This window comes from Sphingomonas kaistensis (genome assembly GCF_036884275.1).
Lineage (GTDB): Bacteria > Pseudomonadota > Alphaproteobacteria > Sphingomonadales > Sphingomonadaceae > Sphingomicrobium > Sphingomicrobium kaistense_A.
The window spans coordinates 2,762,649-2,779,325 of record NZ_CP145607.1; the positions used below are offsets into that span (position 1 = coordinate 2,762,649).

Below are 16,677 nucleotides of genomic sequence, written 5' to 3' on the forward strand. Positions count from 1 at the left end.
GAGAATTTTGGAAGGCAATTTTGCAGTTTCAAGGGGTGCCGACCCGTCAGGAGGAAGGCCGGGCCGGCACCCGGCGCGGCTCAGCCCGGAAGCGAGACCGCGTTGGTGACATGAATGACGCCGTTCGACTGCATCACGTCGGCCTGCGTCACGGTGGCGGTGCCGCCCTTGGCATCGACCAGCACGATATTGTTGCCCTGCATCCGCGCGGTCAGCGTGCCGCCCTGCACGGTGGTCAGGCGCGCACTGCCGCCGCCGGCGCGGATCTGCTGCATCAGATCGGCGGCGGTGACCCGGCCGGGCACGACATGATAGGTCAGCACGGTCTGCAGCATCGCCTTGTTCTCGGGCTTGAGCAGCATGTCGACCGTGCCCGCCGGAAGCGCGGCAAAGGCGGCGTTGGTCGGCGCGAACACGGTGAAGGGCCCCGGGCCCGACAGCGTATCGACCAGCCCCGCCGCCTTGACCGCCGCGACCAGCGTGGTGTGATCGGCCGAATTCACCGCATTCTCGATGATGTTGCGCGATGCATACATCGGCGCCCCGCCGACGGTGACCGTCTGCGCGGACTGCATCGAGGCCATCGATCCATCATCGGCCATCGTCATGCACGCTCCCAGCGGAAGCGCCGCCGCCATCACACTCAGCATCGCCAGTTTCGACATCGTCATCGTATCAATCTCCCGTTCGGCCTCGTCGCCGTCAGGGGAAGCTACGGAGCAGGCGCGGCAGCGGATGCAGCCGGCGGCACGCGTGCCCGCTGTCCGCCACCCTGCGAAGGCCGGCATCCCCCTCGCCAGGGACGCCGCTCGCGAATATCAGCAATGGGTGGAAAGCGGACATTAGAAGCGGAGCAAGATATTGCTGCCTTGGGGCTGATCGTTGCACGCCGGTCATAGCTTAAACACGCGCCGTGCCCGCTGCCACCACGACCGGCGGTTGGATGTGGGAAAAGGCCGACCAGCGAGCCGCGCAGATGGCTGCCTGCGGAAGACGACCTCGAGCATAGCTCTAGTCAGTTCTTTTGGGGCGGGAATTATTGCCGACCCAGTGTGCTGTAGGACGCCATCAACATGCGCCTCGATCATGGGCGCTCTTGCCCACACGACGAGATGGTCAGGAGACCATTCCACCTCACTGACTAAACAGTCCTGCATACCGCCCACGACGGTCAGGGTGATCGTTGAACGGGCCGGAACCTCTACTTCGTCAGCCCATGGCTCAAGCCAGACGGAAAGCGGCTACGGACCCGGATTTGATAAGCTCCAGTGACAATCGCCGTCGGTCATCTTGTCAGCATTTCAGACCGGCTGAATGTCAGCAATGGGTCGAACCCGGCCGTTCGGCCTGGCTGTCCGCAAATGGGTCGAAAGCGGAAACTAACTCCCTGGCCCACAACCCGCCGAACGTCAGCCGGCCGGATTATGCTTGTGCAGGAACGCCTCGAGCCGGGCAAGGTAATCGGCAAGGTCGCCTTCGCCCTCGAGATTGTGCTCTGATTTGGCGTAGAAGACGGAGGTGACGTCGGCCCGTCCGCCCTGCAGCGCCTGCACCATCGCGCGGCCCTGGCGCACGGGGACGACCTCGTCCTTTTCGCCATGCCCGATCAGCACCGGCACCCTGAGCCGGCCCGCCTGCTGCAACGGCGACACGGTGGCGAGATCGATCTTCTCTTCGCCCGCGACCTTGGTCTTCCACTCGCGGAAATAGCGGGTCGCGCTGAAGCTTTTGCGATTGGCCTTGAGCTGCGCGTCGAGGTCGGTGACCCCGGCAAGACTGGCCGCGCAGCGATAGCGCTCCGGATTGCGGATCGCCCCCCACAACGCGGCATAACCGCCATAGGACGCACCCACGATGCACACCCGTGCCCGATCGGCGACGCCCGTCTTGATCAGGTGGTCGAGGCCGTCATCGAGATCGTCCTGCATGGCGCGGCCCCATTGGCCATAGCCCTTCTCGACGAAGCTCTTGCCATAGCCGGTGGAGCCGCGGAACTGCGGCTGGAACACCGCATAGCCGCGGCTGGCGAGGAACTGCACAAAGGCGTCATATTCCCAGCTGTCGCGAACGAAGGGCCCGCCATGGGGCATGACGATGGTCGGCAGGTTCTTGCCCGCCGAACCCTTTGGCAGGGTCAGATAGGCCGGAATGCTGAGGCCGTCGCGGGCGGCGTAGCGAAGATGAGTGGTCGCCGACATCTGATCCGGATTGATCCGGCCCAGCGGGGCATAGATCATGCTCATCCGCAAGGTCTTGGGATCGAGCAGGAAATAGGCGCCGGGATCGGATGCGCTGCTCGCATAGATCAGCAGCTTGGATTCGTCGCGCGAGCGGGAGACGATCTCGTTGACCGTGGCGGGCAGTGCTTTGTCGATCTTGGCCTGGATCCGCTTCAACTCCGGATCGAGCCACAGGAAGCGCTTGCGGTCGTTCTCATACTCGATGCCGTCGACGTCCCCCGACCAGCGATCGCCCCACACGCCGGTGACATCGACCTCGGGATCCTCGAAGATCGGTTCGCCGACGGTGCCGGTCTTGAAGTCGTAGCGGTAGACGCCGAACCGGCCGGTCCGTTCGTTGGTGACGATGGTGCCGGTACCCGACTGGCCGAAGGTGAAGCGATCGACGCTGGAATCGGAATCCTTTTCGAACTTGCCCTTGATGACCCGCAGCGGTTCGCCCGCCGCATCGCGGTAGAACAGCTTCCAGGCCCGCTCGTCGTAGGCGAGGCCGGCGCGGACCACCCCGTCGCTGTCGGCATACCAGTCCCACACGTCGGGCCGCGGCTTCTCCACGATCGTCGCCTTGCCGGTGGCGAGGTCCACCCGCTTCACCGCGGGCGTATCGTAGATCGAATCCTGGCTCGCGACCAAGGCGGTGCGCCCGTCCGGATCGGTGTACAGAACGTCGCCGCCGAGAAAGCCCTGGTTGGAAGGATCGCCCACCCGGCTTTGCCCGGTCGCGACATCGACCACGACCAGCCGGGTCATCGGATAGGTTTCCCCCTGGAACTGCGTGTACTTGCGGACCCGCAGCAGCAGCCGGCTGGGCCCCGCCCAGGTGATGGAGGTGACGTCGGCCTTGCCAAGCGGAATGGCGACCGGTGGTTTGGCGGGGTCGGCGGCATCGAAGATCAGGATGCGGCTTGTCTCGCCCTGCCACGAACGGGCCGCCAGCAGCTTGCCGTCCGCGGACAGACGGGCACCGGTGGCGACGGGCGGTTCGGCGAAATCGGCGATGGACGGGCGCGTCGCGGGCTGGGCGGTCAGGCATTGGCTGGCAAACAACAAGCTCAGAACGCACGCCCGCAACACGCAACGCATAAGATGATCCCCCTTGGAACTCGGCGCCAAGCTGCCGCAAGATGCCGGCAAAGAGAAGCCCGCAAGATCGATGCGACATGGACGGTCGATCTTAAGGAACCACGAAGATCCGCTCAGGATCTCAAGTAATGATACGCGCAGCAATCTGGATGCGCGGACCGTTCCGCCTTGGAGAGTCCGCCATGACTGCCTGCCGGCCCTCAGGCGAAGTTACCGCCTGCGCCCGCGCGAACGATCAGCCGAATAGAACCGCAATCAGTCCAGCAGTGTCGGCGCGAACACCTTGCTCCGCGCCGCAGGATCATCCTTCGGCAACCTCAGGACCATGCAGCACCCCTGCTCCATCTTGTCGTGCAGCTCGAGCACCCCGTCATGCAGATGCGCGATACGCTGGCAGGTCGCCAGGCCAAGACCGATGCCGTCGCTGCTCTCGCCCTTATAGAATTGCGAAAACACCAGATCCTTTTTCTTGGGCGGAATGCCGGTGCCATTGTCGCCGACATAAAAGACGTGCTCGCCGTCGGCCTCCTTGTAGTGAATGGTCACCACCAGGCGATCGGCGCCGGCATGCTTGATCGAATTTTCGATGAGGTTCTGGAACAACTGCCTAAGCAGGTTCGGTTCGATCAGCAGGATCGGCAGCCGGGTGACGTGCAACTCGGCATCGGAACTTTCGATCAGGGCCGACAGGTTGAAGCGCACTTCTTCCAGCAGGAGATTGAGGTCGTAGCGCTCGAACGCCAGCTCCTGCGTCTCGACGGCGGCGGCTTTCAGCAGCGACGACACGAAGCCGGCCAGCCCGGTCGCACTGGCGCGAAGCGAGTTCAGCACCATCGTCGAACGCTCTTTCAGAACGGAGCCGCTGTCGCGTTCGATGAGATTCAGGCCGGCGATGATCGCCGCGATGGGATTCTTGAGGTCGTGCGCGACGCTATACGAGTAGACCTTGAGCTGTGCGTTCAATCGCACCAGCCGGCGTTCGCGCGCCGCCAGTTCGGTGATGTCGGTTGAAAAGCACACCAGCCTCTTTTCGCCGTTGGCCATCGTGACCGCAGACCTTGCGCGACAGCAGCGAGATTTTGCGCCCGGTCCAGTCGGTCAGTTCCTCGACCATTTCGCTATGGCCTTCGCGGAACGCCCGCGATCCTCGCTGAGGAACAGCGCAGCTTCCTCGGCGGTGAAGCTTTCCACGGTGGTGGTGCCGATGATGACGGCCCGCTGCTCGGGCGCGTAGATGCTGAGAAACGCCTCGTTGGCATAAACCAGCCGGCTCTTCTCGTCTTTGATGAAGACAAGGCCGGGCTGACTTTGCAGCAGGTAGGTGACCAGCGCCGAATCGCTGTCGAAGACCGACGGCGCATTTCGTTCGAAAAACTAAAATGGCATACCGAGCTTCGCCCCCCAACCACGCCGCTCGCAGCATCGGCACATTAGGGATGCGGCCCCGACGCGCAAAGCCTTGTTTTTGCGTGAAAACAGCGACGCCCCCACCGCCGGTGACGTCACTCGGGCTCGATCCCGGCCCGTTTCCTACTTCTTGGCCGGGCCACCCGTCTTGGGCAGGGAGCGACCGATCTCCACCCGCACGGCATCGACCGCCCGGCCCTGCGCCTGCAGCGACTTGAAACACGCATTCATCATCGGGCCGGTCCGGTCGGCCTTGATCAGCTTCGCCTGCGCCAGATAACGGCCCTTCAACGCACCCGCCGGGACCCGCGCGCTGACCCGCCCGAGATAATATTGCGTCACCGCGGCGGCAGCCTGCTTCACCGCCGGTTCCTTGGCCGTGTTCTGAAACAAGGTGCCGAGGATCAGGCAGCGCACATCCTCGTCGATGGACTGCGCGTCGGCAGGCGCCGCACTCAACAAGACCGCGAGGAACGCGCCGGAACTCAATATACGCTGCATGGCTGACCCCTTTTGATGCGGTCTAGACGCAAAGCCCTCGCACCGCCACGTCGCCGTCACCCGCCCACCTTGCGCGACGGCGAAGCCGAGCCGCGCCGCAGCGCGTCGAGCGCGCTCACCAGCCTCGTCCGTGCCGCGCCCCCCGCCTCGTTGGCGACGACGCAATAGCCGGCCCCCTCGTCCGGATATAGCGCGGTGATCGCGTGCCACATCGTATTGGACCCTTCATGGACCAGCGCCCGCCCGCCGCCCGCGCTGCGCTGAAGGCCCCATCCCCCCGCATAGGTCGCGCCCGCGACCGGCGGACGAAGCAGATGCGCGATCGTGTCAGCCCGCAGCAGCCTTGATTTCGGTTGCAGGAAGAGTCCCAGAAACCGCCCGTAATCGCTCATCGACAGATGCACCCTCCCCGCCGGTCCCAGCACGGGGGGATTGTCGGCCAACCCCGCCGGATCCACCGCGACCTTGCCCCGATGCCCCCACGGACTGTCCCCCGTCGGCGCCCCGAACCCGCTCCGCCGCATGCCCAGCGGCGCGAACAAGCGCCGCGTCATCACCTCTTCCCAGCTCTGCCCCGTCGCCCGCTCGATCGCCGCGCCCACCAGCACGAAGCCGGCGTTGCAGTAAGCAAAGCGGCCGCGGGTCGGACCGGGCGGCTGCGCCAGCAACTCGCGCGCGAACTCGGCGCGCTGCACCGCGACCGGACGCCGATCGAGATGACGCTGCATCAGCCACGCCCCCGCCATCAGGCGATCGTCCAGCCCGGCGACATGGCCCATCACCTGTTCGATCGTGACCGCCGACCATTCGGGATGAACCGCGAGCCCCGGAAAAAGCGCGGGCAAAGTCGCCTCCCACCGGAACACCCCGCGCTCGACCAGCACCGCATACAGGGCCGCCGTCATCGCCTTGCTGTTCGACCCGAGGTGCCAGCGATCGCCCGCCACGATCGCTCGTCCCCCCGGCCCGGCCCGCGTCACGCCCGCCACCCCTTCCGACCGCAACCCACGCCGGTCGAACACCGCGCCGACCTGCCCGACGAGGCCTTCGACTGCCCCTTGCGCTGCGAGGAGGCGGGTCGGCACGACCCCAAGAGCGGCAGCTGCGGCAAGAAAAGAGCGACGATCAAGGTTCATCGCCTTGCTCTAGGAAGGTCTCAAATCACGAACAAGCGGGGCTTGGACGCTCACCGTCGCCCCCAATGCGGATTGCCGAACGAGACACATTCTTGGCGACAGTGTCGACACACCGGCAAACTGTCCTTGCCGCAATTGGCGCTAATGTCTGCAATGGGTGGAAAGCGGACATTGGCGAATGGCGCTAACTGATCCAATCAAACCTTTGTCGCGCAGCGCTTTCAGCAGCTTCAAGGCTTGGAAATTCGCTCGACCAATCCCTTGGCACCCACGCCTCAAGCTCTGCCTCCCTCATTCGCTCCTCAAGGGTAAAGCGGTAATGGCCATCATCGTAGAGATTGAAGCAGAGGCGGCTGTTCCCATCCGCAGATGCCGCAGTCTTGATTGCATTGGCGAACCGCATGCTCGCGTCGAAGGCGGGCTGGAGTGCCCGCAGGTTTACCTCGTCACCCGTGTCGCTGCTGCGCCAGATTATAGGCCCGTCTGAGTAGTCCTCCGGGTAGCGAAGGATCTCCAGCATGGATTCTTCCCAAACATGCCACTCGGCGAGGTCTTGGCCAGCTGCGGTTACGCGCTCGATGATGAACTCCCAGCCCAGCCACTTCAGAGAACCGTAGCTGCTACGGTCAATGCCTGTGTGCGCGAGTGACAAGCGCCGTCGTTCAGGAGACGATACCTCGGCTACGAAGTGGCGGGGCATATTCACTTAGACTCTCTCCGACGCAAGTCGGGAGCCTGCCGAGTTGCTCGAATGTCCGCAATGGGTCGAGAGCGGACGCTCGCAAGGAAACTCCGTACTCCGCTAATCTCATCAGCGACGCCGCGGCCCGCCTCCAGCGCCTGCTGCAATGCATGCGCGTGGAAGCGGGCCTGACGCCCGTCACCGTTTAGGCGAGCGCCAGCGTCTGGCGGCGGCGGCAGCGCATGCTGGCGCCGATCCCGCCGAAGCCGACCAGCATCATCGCCCAGGTCGATGGTTCCGGAACCGCCGCTACCGCGCCCAGCCGCGACGAGGTCGCCGGACCGAAGGCGGAGATCGTGCCGTTGCCATTCACCCGGTAGGTGTTCGCATCGACTCCGTCCTGATGGAAGAAGGCGATGTTGGTCGCCGCGCCCGCGTTGAAGCGCACGCCGCTGCCGTCGAGGAACGTCGGCCCGGTCGTGATGTAATAATACGGATTGTTCGCAATCGCGAACAGTCCGCTGATCGCAACGTCGTTGATCGTGCCGCGGATGCCGGTGATCTCCAGCCCAGTCTGGCCGAACCGGTCGACTGGCGTGTCGGAGGTCGTGAAGACACCGCGAATGGTCTGCGGCGCACCACCGAACAAGGTGCTTGTGGTGTCGAAGGTAAAGACGAATTCCGCTGCGGACGCAGGGGTGGCCGCACAGGCGGCAAGAGCCGCGATCCCGATGGCTAGCTTGTTCATGGTTTCTCCCGGCCACCGCCCGCGGGTTGCGAAAACTCGTGGCTAAGGGTCGATACGCTTGAGCAAGGAAGGCGGACGCAGCCGGTTAACAATAATTATACGCATGCCCCACAAGTGGAACCCTAAACCCGCCGTTCGCTCCCTGTTCCCTTCGCGCCTCGCCTCCCCTACACTCCTCTCACCATGACCGACCTGTTTGGGCCCGGGGGGGCACCGCAACCACCATCGTCCGACTATGACGCCTCCGCGATCGAGGTGCTCGAAGGGCTCGAACCCGTCCGCCGCCGCCCCGGCATGTATATCGGCGGCACCGACGAGCGCGCGCTTCACCACCTCGCCGCCGAAGTCATCGACAATTGCATGGACGAAGCGGTCGCCGGCCACGCGTCGCGTATCGAGATCACGCTCGAACCCGGCAATCGCCTGACCGTCAGCGACAACGGCCGCGGCATTCCGGTCGACCCGCACCCCAAATATCCCGGCAAGTCCGCGCTCGAAGTCATCCTCACCACGCTCCACTCGGGCGGCAAATTCGAGGGCAAGGCATACTCCACCTCGGGCGGTCTCCACGGCGTCGGCATCAGCGTCGTCAATGCGCTGTCCACCGAAACCGTGGTCGAGGTCGCGCGCGAGAAAAAGCTCTACCGCCAGACCTTCGCCAAGGGCGTGGCGCTCGGCCCCCTCGAAGAAGTCGGCGCCGCCCCCAACCGCCGCGGCACCACCGTCGCCTTTCACCCCGATCCCGAAATCTTCGGTGACCTAGCCTTCGACCCCGAGCGCCTGTTCCGCCTCGCCCGCTCCAAGGCCTATCTCTTCGCCGGGGTCGAGATCCGCTGGAAATGCGATCCTTCGCTCGCCAGCGACAAGGTGCCCGAAAGCGCGACCCTGCAATTCGCCAACGGCCTCGGCGACGCGCTCGCCGAACAGCTCGAAGGCCGCGAGTGCGTCACCGCGCAGCCCTTCGCCGGCGCCGCCGACTTCCCCGACGGCCAGGGCCGCTGCGAATGGGCGGTCGCCTGGCCACTGTGGAGCGACGGGTTCACCTCCTACTATTGCAACACCATCCCGACCCCAGACGGCGGCACCCACGAAGCGGGCCTGCGCGCCGCGCTGACCAAAGGCGTGCGCGCATTCGGCGATCTCGTCGGCAACAAGCGCGCCAAGGACATCACCGCCGACGACGTGATGCAGTCATGCGAATGCTATCTCTCGGTGTTCATCCGCAATCCGCATTTCCAGTCGCAGACCAAAGACCGCCTGACCTCGCTCGAAGCCGCGCGCTTCGTCGAAACCGCGATGCGCGATCATGTCGATCATTTCCTGACCGACAACATGGACCGCGGCCGCGCATTGCTGGGCTCGATCGTCGAGCGGATGGAAGAACGCCTCAAGCGCCGCGCCGAGCGCGAGGTGAAGCGCAAGACCGCCACCTCCTCGCGCAAGCTCCGCCTGCCGGGCAAGCTCACCGATTGCTCGTCCGATGAGCCCGCGGGCACCGAGCTGTTCATCGTCGAAGGCGACAGCGCCGGCGGCTCGGCCAAGCAGGCCCGCAACCGCAAGACGCAGGCGATCCTCCCCATCCGCGGCAAGATCCTGAACGTCGCCTCGGCCACCGCCGACAAGATCCGCGCCAACCAGGAAGTCGCCGACCTCCAGCTCGCACTCGGCTGCGGCATCCGCGACAAGTTCGACGAAAGCGCGCTGCGTTACGAAAAGATCATCATCATGACCGACGCCGACGTCGACGGCGCCCACATCGCGACCCTGCTCATGACCTTTTTCTTCCAGGAGATGCCCGAGCTGGTCCGCCGCGGTCACCTGTTCCTGGCGCAGCCGCCGCTCTACCGCCTGACCGCCGGGACCAAGACGCTCTACGCCCGCGACGATGCCCACCGTGCCGAGCTGGAAAAGGCCGAGTTCAAAGGCAAGAAGGTCGATGTCAGCCGCTTCAAGGGCCTGGGCGAAATGAACCCCAACCAATTGAAGGAGACGACGATGGACCCTGCCACCCGCTCGCTCCTCAAGGTCACCCTCCCCCACGAATTCGAGCATCGCCAGCCGGTCAAGGACCTGGTCGAGCGGCTGATGGGCAAGAATCCGGAACACCGGTTTGCGTTCATCCAGAGCCGGGCGGCGGCGGTGAGCGGGGAAGAGCTGGACGCTTAGATGGACCGTAATTTCTGATTGCCGGTTTTCAAGATAAAGGTAATCGTGGCGAGGTGACGAACACTGTTCCACCTAATTTTAGGCTCTCCCTCGCCGATCTAGCGACTGCACTTGGATTAATCGCGGCAGCTACGTCTGCTTGTGCTTACGCGTATGGACTAGGCTACTTTTTTTCAATTGAGCCTAGGTTTTTAAGTGTATTCAGCTTCAGCGACTTAATTATGCTCTTCACTTCCTCTCTTTCGACGATGATCTTCTTCTCGATCGCTGTAGGCCCGTCCGTTTTACTCATTCTGAGCCGGAACATTCTGAAAGACGCCTTTGCAGATGAAAGCATGCTCAAATTCAAACCTGATCAAAGCGCTTCATCTCAGAAACCAGAAAAAACAACATCACAATCCTTCAACAAGGAATTCATCGCTGCATTTGCGATAATGGTTCTCGTTCTATTTTTCCTTATGATCGTGATTATCCAAGATTTTCAAAGTTCGGATCCGGCATCATTTTCGCCACTGCCAGAATTTCTGATGGTTTTCTCGCTGCCTATCCTTGCGTTAAGCCTGAACAAACGCAGAAACCTAAGGATTGCAGGCGCCACACTTACTCCCCTATTTCTCCTAGCCGCGGTTTATGTAGCGGGTGACGTTGCGGGAAGACGAGACAGATACGAGAATGGAAAGATTCGCGGATTGCCATGCGCGTTTATCAAAAATCAGAGAGCGTGTTACGATCTTCTATTTGCAGGTTCGGAGGTAGTTCTTCTTCGTGGAAACGGGCACACCATAGTTCTAGCTAGAGAGAAATTAAGTAGCATTCAAAATAGATCGTCGCAAAACCATTAGTTCTGCAAAACCATTCTTGCCGAATGCATCGCACGAGATCGCTTTCATCATCACATCACCCGCCCGCCACGCACTTCTCCCCAGCTAACGCTCCGACAGACTGTTCCTTGTTTGTTCTAGCGGCTATGCTTGGGTGCGTGTAGATCAAACATCCGCACCACCTCCGATCTCGCGCGCTTCCGGACCGCGCTGAAGATCGACTGCGCCGATTTCGGCGCCTAGCGCACGCTGCACGGAATTTCAGCGGCACAACTGGGAGGAGTGTGCGACCTAGCATCCTTCGCCAATCGACCGCGGTTTGGGCGGTGCCAGCGAATGCGGCGCGACTGACGATCTTGCCGCCACTTTGATAAGGCTGTCCTACACCAAACCTATCTGGCACACTCCCTCTTGCCGAACCCACCGCAAGAGATCACCGCCATGATCAACCCGCCCATCCCCACCACCTTTGACGCTGCCCCCGAGCCCGGCCTCCCGGCCTCGTCCACCGCCACCCCCGAGCCCGACCCCGCCTCCCCTCTCGCCCAGCGCCTCGCGCTGGCCGGCGAAGGCTCCGACCGCCACGACGGCTGGACCCCCGCCCGCATGGCCGCTTTCTGCGAGGCGCTGGCCGCCACCGGCTGCGTCGACACCGCCTGCCAGCACCTCGGCATGGCCAAGTCCGGCCTCTACGAAGCCCGCCGCCGCAATCCCTTGTTCGCGCTCGCGTGGGAGGATGCGCTGATCGACGGCGCGCTGCCGCGGCTGGCCGACGAACTGCTGTCCCACGCCTTTCGCGGGTCGGTGGAACGCTTCTACCGCGACGGCGAATGCGTCGGCGAAAAGCATTTCACCGACACCCGCCTCGGCCTCGCGCTGCTGAAACGCCTCGACCGCAAGGCCGCCGAACGCGCCGCCGCCGATCTCGCGGCCCACGAGCGCGAACAGGCCGCCGCCGAAGAAGCCCGCGACGCTGCCGCCCAAGACCCCTTCGATCCCTTCGAAGACGGCGAAGTGGACGAAGTGGACCCAATGCCTTTTTCCCCAACCCTCGACCGTCCCCACCCCCGCATCCAGCGCACCACCACCGGCTGACAGACCAGCTTTCCGCCGCCCGCCGTCCGCGCGCCCGAAGATGACTGGGCGCCGCTCGACTATGGCCCCGACGAAGCCTCCGACGATCCCGACGCGCTCTACGATCCGCTCGCGGTACTCGATCTCGCGGCGGAGGATCGCTGGCCCGGCAGCCCCGGCTACAAACGCTATTGCACCCGCGCCGAAAGTCTCTCGCTCGATCGCTGGGTCGAGCGTCAGTTGGGGCCCGTCCATGCCGAACACGCCCGCTTCTTCGAGGTGATCGAACGCCACGGCGGAAACGCCGGCGCAGCCGCGCTGCTTGCCCCCGGGAACCACGCCCCGGCCGAATAACAGGGAGCCGTAACGATCCTGCCTCGTTGCGCTTCTGAATGTCCCGCAGCACGCCCCGTTCCGGCCGTCCGTCCACCCCGTCGCCGCGGGTGCTGACCAACCGCAAGGTGCCGTGGGCGACCGATCGTCTTCAGCTTCGCCGCCAGTCGAAGTGGTCGATCCGCGCGCAGCTTGGCTTCCGCCTGGCGATCATGGCCCTGCTGTTGGCCTTCATTATCGGCTTCCACTGGATCGAGCGCGACAGCCTTCGCGACAATTACGACGGCTCGATCAGCCTCGCCGACATCATCTATTTCACCATGATCAGCGCGACGACCACTGGCTATGGCGACATCGTCCCGATTACCGAGCGGGCGCGCCTGTTCGATGCGCTGATCGTCACGCCGATCCGCATCTTCTTCCTGCTGATCCTCGCCGGAACCGCTTATTCCTTTTTCATCAAACGCCTGTGGGACAAATATCTGATGCGCCAACTCCAGAAAGGACTGCGCGGCCATGTGATCGTCGCCGGCTTCGGCAGCAGCGGGTCGGAAGCGGTGGCCGAACTCGTCGCCCGCGGGTCGGAGCCGTCCGATCTCGTGGTCATCGACTGCGACGAGGAAGCCTTGGCGCAGGCCCACGCCTATGGCTGCATGGTGCTGCAAGGCGACGCTACCCGCGATGCGACGCTTCAGGCGGTGCATGTCGAGCGCGCCCGCGCCCTGCTGGTCACCGCCGGGCGCGACGATACCTCGATCCTCGTCTGCCTCACCGCCCGGCACCTCGCCCCCGATCTGCGCATCACCGTGTCTGTCCGGGCCAGCGACAACGAGCTCCCGGCCCGCGCCGCCGGGGCGACCACCGTGATCAATCCGGTCAGCTTCGCCGGGCTGCTGATGGCGGGTTCGGCACAAGGCTCGGGCGTGTCCGACTATCTCGCCGATCTCGCCTCCGCCCAGGGCCGGGTCCAGTTGCACGAACGGCAGGTGACCGCGAAGGAAGTCGGCCAGCCGCTCGGCGCCATCACCACCGGGCTTGGCCTGCGCATCCTGCGCGGCGACGCCACGGTCAGCTTCGAGGATCCTGAATCCTGCGTCCTGCGCGACGGCGACCGTATCATCGAATTGCTCGGCGTCGGCGCACCCACCCACCGCCCGCAAGCAAGACACGGTTCAGCCTTGCCGGCCTAGAAGCCCTCCCGCCATGCGCCGCCAGCTCGCCACTCCGGCCGACCGGGCCCGTTCGATCGGCCTTGCCGCGCTGATCCACGTCGGCCTCGGCTATGCCCTGCTGACCGGGCTCGGCGTCACCCCGTCTCCGGCCGAGCTCGCCAAACCGCTGGTCCTACTCGACATCCCCGACGAGGCCGAGCCCGAACCGCCCGCCACCCCGATGCTGCCCGAACCGGCGCCCAAGCCGACCGAGCGCGCCGCCGATCCCGAAGGCGCCGCCGCGCCCCCGGCGCTCAATAACACCCCGACTCCGGTGGTCGCCCCGCCCCCGGTGGTGAAGCTGCCCGTTCCCCCGCCGCTTCCCGCCGCGCCGATCGCCGGCACCGGCACCGCGCCCAATCCCGGCGCCGCGCCGGTCGATGGGCCGGGCACCGGCCGCGGCGGCGAGGGCGAAGGGCTTGGCGCGGGCCGCTTCGGTGACGGCACCGGCGGCGGCGGCGCGGGCGGAGTTGCCCAGGAGCCCGAATATGTCGCCGGCGACATTCAGCAGGCCGATGTCCCCCGCGGGCTCGAGCTGGGCCGCACCCGCTTTGTCCGGTTCCGCTTGCTGATCGGCCGCACCGGGGCCGTGCTCGACTGCCGTATCCAGCGCTCGAGCGGGATTGCCGCGCTTGACGCGGCGACCTGCGCCTCGGCCCGTCGCCGCCTCCGCTACGACCCCGCCCGCGACCGCGCGGGGCGGGCGGTCGACGGCTGGACCTACGGCGAATTCATCTGGAACCACCGCCCCGGCGCCGACCGCTGGGTCGAACCGGTGGAGGAGCGTTATTAGAAGTTTACCGGCGCCTGGATGTAGCCGTACCAGCGGACATAGGGGCGCCCGTCGCCGTCCACCGCCGGGCGGAAGCGCACCCGCTCCTCGACCAGCCGGCAGGTCCACTGGTCGACGATTGAATTGCCGCTCGACCGGTTGACCTTGCAGTCGGTCGCTCGCCCATCGGTCTGGACCCGCACGGCCACGAACACCCGCCCGCCCCGCGGCCACGCCCGCAAGACCTCACGCGGATAACTCCGCCCGGTCAGTGTGGTGCTAGGGATCACCGAAGGCCCCTGCCCTTCGCCGCCGTCACCTTCACCGCCCGGCCCCGATCCGCTGCCGCCCGAGCCGGTGCCATTGCCCTGCCCCCCGGCCCCGCTGCCCGGCCCGTCGACCGGCGCCGCTCCGGCGCTCGGTGCACTGCCAAGTCCCGGCAGTGGCGCGGCGATCACCGGGGCGGGCGGCGGGGGAAGCACCACGATCGGCTCGACCCGCTTGACCGGCGTCGCTTCCGCCTTGCGGGCCGGCGGCGCCGCTGCGCCCTCTTCCCTCGGCGCGGCGCGACTCTCGACTACTACCGGCGGCGGCGGGGGTGGCGGCGACTTGGGCAGCGTCACGTCGAAGATCTCGAGCCGCTCCTGCACTGCCTCTTGCACCGCGCTCGACGATCCCAGCGTCAGCAGGCCGGCGAGCACCCCGACATGGACCAGCACCACCAGGGCAATGGCCCCGGCGCGGTCACGACGGCTGAGAATCGACGGCTGCATCGCAAGGGCCATAGCGGATGAGTTCCGACCGTCTCGTTAACCGAAGATCCAGTCGAGGCTCATCATCACCGCCAGGCCCACCATCAGCGCAAAGGTCGCGGTGCCTTCCTGGTGATCGCGGTGGGTTTCCGGGATGATCTCGCTCGACACCACCCAGATCATCGCGCCTCCCGCAAAACCCAGCCCCCACGGCAGCAATTCGCTCGACACCGAAATCGCCGAGATTCCAAGAAACCCGCCGACCGGTTCGATCAGACCCGTGGCAACGGCAATCAGGAACGAGAACAACCGCCCGTAACCGACCGCCGCGAGGCTGAGCGCCACCGCCAGCCCTTCGGGCACGTTCTGCAACCCGATCCCGAAGGCGGTTGCGTACCCCGCAGTATCGTCGGGGCTGCCGAAGCTGACGCCCACCGCCAGTCCTTCGGGAAAATTGTGCAGCGAGATGGCGATCACGAACAGCCAGATGCGCGACAGCTTGCTCCGCTCCGCACCGCTCATCGGCCCGGAGATGAAATGCTCGTGCGGCGCCGCCCGGTTGACGAGATGCAGCGTGCCTGCGCCGAGCAGGATCGCGGAACCGACGATCAGCGCCGCAATCGTCTTGTTGCCGTCGTGCAGCTCACCCGCGGCATTGAGGCCGGGAATGATCAGCGAGAAGAAGCTCGCCGCCAGCATGATCCCGGCCGCGAAGCCGAGAAAGATGTTCTGCGTGCGCTGGCTGATCGAGCGCATGAAGAAGACCGGCAGCGCGCCGAGCGTGGTGGCCTGTCCGGCGAGAAAGCTCGCCAGCGTACCGGTCGCGATCAGATCCCATTCCACCTAGCGGACGAGCTCCAGGCGCACGGTCATTCGCATCGCCTCGCCCGGCTCCAGCACTTGCAGGCCGAGCTCTTTCCAGCGCTCCTCGGGCTCGTTCAGCGCGGCATTGGCGTGGGTCACAGGCTCGGCAACGAAAATGCCGCCCGTTTCCGGCGAATAAAGCTGGAAAAAATGCGCCTGCTCGCTCGACAACCTCAGCGGTGCGGGCCATGCCGGATCGGTCAGAAGCACCGTCCCGCCCCAGCCTCCGAAGCCGTGGTCCAGTCCCTGCCCGCACACCGCGCGGTTCTTGAGATCATAGCGCCCGGTCGCCGGCACCTCGCCGGTCGGCAGCACATGCTCGTCGATCTCGAACGCGGTGAGGACCTCGGTGTCGATCCGCGTCTCGGCCTCGCACGGGAAATAGGGATGCTGGCCAAGCCCGCACGGCATCGCGTCGTTGCTCGTGTTGCGGCACTCCAGCGATAGCGTCAGGCCATTCTCGTCGAGGCCGAACACCTGCCGTGCCTCATAGGCCCATGGCCATTCGCCCGCCGCATGGTCGAAGCGCAGCTCCGCGCGGCGTTCGTTGCAGCTCTCGACCGTCCAGGCGCCGAGCCAGCCTTGCCCATGCAGTGGCGAGATGTCGCCTGCCATGTTGGGCTTCAGCGTGACCTCGCGCCCATGAAAGCTGAACCGGCCGCCCCGGATGCGATTAACGAACGGCACCAATGGAAAGCAGGCCATGTCGAGCACGCTGTCCGTGTCCGCACGGGTCTCGCGCAGCAGCGGCACCCGCCGTCCTTCGCCCACCCACGCCAGCCCCGCGATCGCCCCGCCCAATTCCGGGCGGAGGATCAGCTCGAGCGCACCGGCACGAAGCGTCAGGGGCGTGTGGTCGGCGTGCAACATGAACCCGTTCTTGGCCA

Annotated in this window: 15 protein-coding genes; 5 read left to right on the top strand and 10 right to left on the bottom strand. The window is 65.1% G+C overall.

The annotated features are described in order from the left end of the window. Window positions 1–80: 80 nt before the first annotated feature. The 7 genes from V6R86_RS13695 to V6R86_RS13725 form a co-directional block, all read right to left on the bottom strand. Window positions 81–665, bottom strand: coding sequence for a fasciclin domain-containing protein (locus tag V6R86_RS13695; protein WP_425335995.1), 585 nt, complete (start codon window positions 663–665; stop codon window positions 81–83). Between the two features lie 744 nt (window positions 666–1,409). Next, window positions 1,410–3,323 carry an alpha/beta hydrolase family protein gene (locus tag V6R86_RS13700; protein WP_338505304.1) on the bottom strand — a complete coding sequence of 638 codons (1,914 nt, stop codon included), beginning with the start codon at window positions 3,321–3,323 and terminating at the stop codon, window positions 1,410–1,412. Between the two features lie 255 nt (window positions 3,324–3,578). Next, window positions 3,579–4,367: a sensor histidine kinase gene (locus V6R86_RS13705; protein ID WP_338505306.1), complete on the bottom strand. Its 789-nt coding sequence runs from the start codon at window positions 4,365–4,367 to the stop codon at window positions 3,579–3,581. Window positions 4,368–4,853: 486 nt separating this feature from the next. After that, entirely contained in the window at window positions 4,854–5,231 is a 378-nt protein-coding gene (locus V6R86_RS13710; RefSeq protein WP_338505308.1) for a hypothetical protein, read from the bottom strand. A gap of 56 nt (window positions 5,232–5,287) precedes the next feature. Next, complete coding sequence (locus V6R86_RS13715) at window positions 5,288–6,367, bottom strand: serine hydrolase domain-containing protein (RefSeq protein ID WP_338505309.1); 1,080 nt, start codon at window positions 6,365–6,367, stop codon at window positions 5,288–5,290. Between the two features lie 184 nt (window positions 6,368–6,551). Then, complete coding sequence (locus V6R86_RS13720; protein ID WP_338505311.1) at window positions 6,552–7,073, bottom strand: hypothetical protein; 522 nt, start codon at window positions 7,071–7,073, stop codon at window positions 6,552–6,554. A gap of 181 nt (window positions 7,074–7,254) precedes the next feature. Next, entirely contained in the window at window positions 7,255–7,797 is a 543-nt protein-coding gene (locus tag V6R86_RS13725) for a PEPxxWA-CTERM sorting domain-containing protein (RefSeq protein ID WP_338505313.1), read from the bottom strand. 183 nt (window positions 7,798–7,980) lie between these two features. Between V6R86_RS13725 and parE the strand changes: the two genes are divergently transcribed. The 5 genes from parE to V6R86_RS13750 all read left to right on the top strand — a co-directional run bounded on the left by parE (window position 7,981) and on the right by V6R86_RS13750 (window position 14,195). Then, on the top strand, window positions 7,981–9,963 hold the full coding sequence (gene parE, locus V6R86_RS13730) for a DNA topoisomerase IV subunit B (RefSeq protein WP_338505315.1): 1,983 nt from the start codon (window positions 7,981–7,983) through the stop codon (window positions 9,961–9,963). Between the two features lie 53 nt (window positions 9,964–10,016). Beyond that, window positions 10,017–10,805, top strand: coding sequence for a hypothetical protein (locus tag V6R86_RS13735; RefSeq protein ID WP_338505316.1), 789 nt, complete (start codon window positions 10,017–10,019; stop codon window positions 10,803–10,805). 420 nt (window positions 10,806–11,225) lie between these two features. Continuing rightward, window positions 11,226–11,879 carry a hypothetical protein gene (locus V6R86_RS13740; RefSeq protein WP_338505318.1) on the top strand — a complete coding sequence of 218 codons (654 nt, stop codon included), beginning with the start codon at window positions 11,226–11,228 and terminating at the stop codon, window positions 11,877–11,879. A 371-nt stretch (window positions 11,880–12,250) separates the two neighbouring features. Beyond that, the gene (locus tag V6R86_RS13745; RefSeq protein ID WP_338505320.1) at window positions 12,251–13,381 is read left to right on the top strand and encodes a potassium channel family protein; all 1,131 of its coding nucleotides are present in this window, start codon (window positions 12,251–12,253) and stop codon (window positions 13,379–13,381) included. Between the two features lie 13 nt (window positions 13,382–13,394). After that, window positions 13,395–14,195, top strand: a complete 801-nt coding sequence (locus V6R86_RS13750; protein ID WP_338505321.1) for an energy transducer TonB — start codon at window positions 13,395–13,397, stop codon at window positions 14,193–14,195. Here V6R86_RS13750 and V6R86_RS13755 read toward each other — a convergent pair. From V6R86_RS13755 to V6R86_RS13765, 3 genes are read right to left on the bottom strand one after another with little or no spacing between them, the layout of a single operon-like run. Then, window positions 14,192–14,947 (bottom strand): TonB family protein, encoded by a 756-nt coding sequence (locus V6R86_RS13755; RefSeq protein WP_338505323.1) that lies wholly within the window; start codon window positions 14,945–14,947, stop codon window positions 14,192–14,194. The two genes, V6R86_RS13750 and V6R86_RS13755, sit on opposite strands and share 4 nt — an antisense overlap. A gap of 36 nt (window positions 14,948–14,983) precedes the next feature. After that, the gene (locus V6R86_RS13760; protein ID WP_338505325.1) at window positions 14,984–15,769 is read right to left on the bottom strand and encodes a ZIP family metal transporter; all 786 of its coding nucleotides are present in this window, start codon (window positions 15,767–15,769) and stop codon (window positions 14,984–14,986) included. Continuing rightward, window positions 15,770–16,660: an aldose 1-epimerase gene (locus V6R86_RS13765; RefSeq protein ID WP_338505327.1), complete on the bottom strand. Its 891-nt coding sequence runs from the start codon at window positions 16,658–16,660 to the stop codon at window positions 15,770–15,772. Between the last annotated feature and the right edge of the window lie 17 nt (window positions 16,661–16,677).

Coding starts and splice junctions, on each gene's coding strand:
- V6R86_RS13740 (WP_338505318.1), top strand. CDS start 11,226: ATGATCAACCCGCCCATCCCCACCACCTTTGACGCTGCCCCCGAGCCC.
- V6R86_RS13745 (WP_338505320.1), top strand. CDS start 12,251: ATGTCCCGCAGCACGCCCCGTTCCGGCCGTCCGTCCACCCCGTCGCCG.
- V6R86_RS13765 (WP_338505327.1), bottom strand. CDS start 16,660: ATGTTGCACGCCGACCACACGCCCCTGACGCTTCGTGCCGGTGCGCTC.
- V6R86_RS13705 (WP_338505306.1), bottom strand. CDS start 4,367: ATGGCCAACGGCGAAAAGAGGCTGGTGTGCTTTTCAACCGACATCACC.
- V6R86_RS13710 (WP_338505308.1), bottom strand. CDS start 5,231: ATGCAGCGTATATTGAGTTCCGGCGCGTTCCTCGCGGTCTTGTTGAGT.
- V6R86_RS13750 (WP_338505321.1), top strand. CDS start 13,395: ATGCGCCGCCAGCTCGCCACTCCGGCCGACCGGGCCCGTTCGATCGGC.
- V6R86_RS13695 (WP_425335995.1), bottom strand. CDS start 665: ATGTCGAAACTGGCGATGCTGAGTGTGATGGCGGCGGCGCTTCCGCTG.
- V6R86_RS13715 (WP_338505309.1), bottom strand. CDS start 6,367: ATGAACCTTGATCGTCGCTCTTTTCTTGCCGCAGCTGCCGCTCTTGGG.
- V6R86_RS13725 (WP_338505313.1), bottom strand. CDS start 7,797: ATGAACAAGCTAGCCATCGGGATCGCGGCTCTTGCCGCCTGTGCGGCC.
- V6R86_RS13700 (WP_338505304.1), bottom strand. CDS start 3,323: ATGCGTTGCGTGTTGCGGGCGTGCGTTCTGAGCTTGTTGTTTGCCAGC.
- parE (WP_338505315.1), top strand. CDS start 7,981: ATGACCGACCTGTTTGGGCCCGGGGGGGCACCGCAACCACCATCGTCC.
- V6R86_RS13755 (WP_338505323.1), bottom strand. CDS start 14,947: ATGCAGCCGTCGATTCTCAGCCGTCGTGACCGCGCCGGGGCCATTGCC.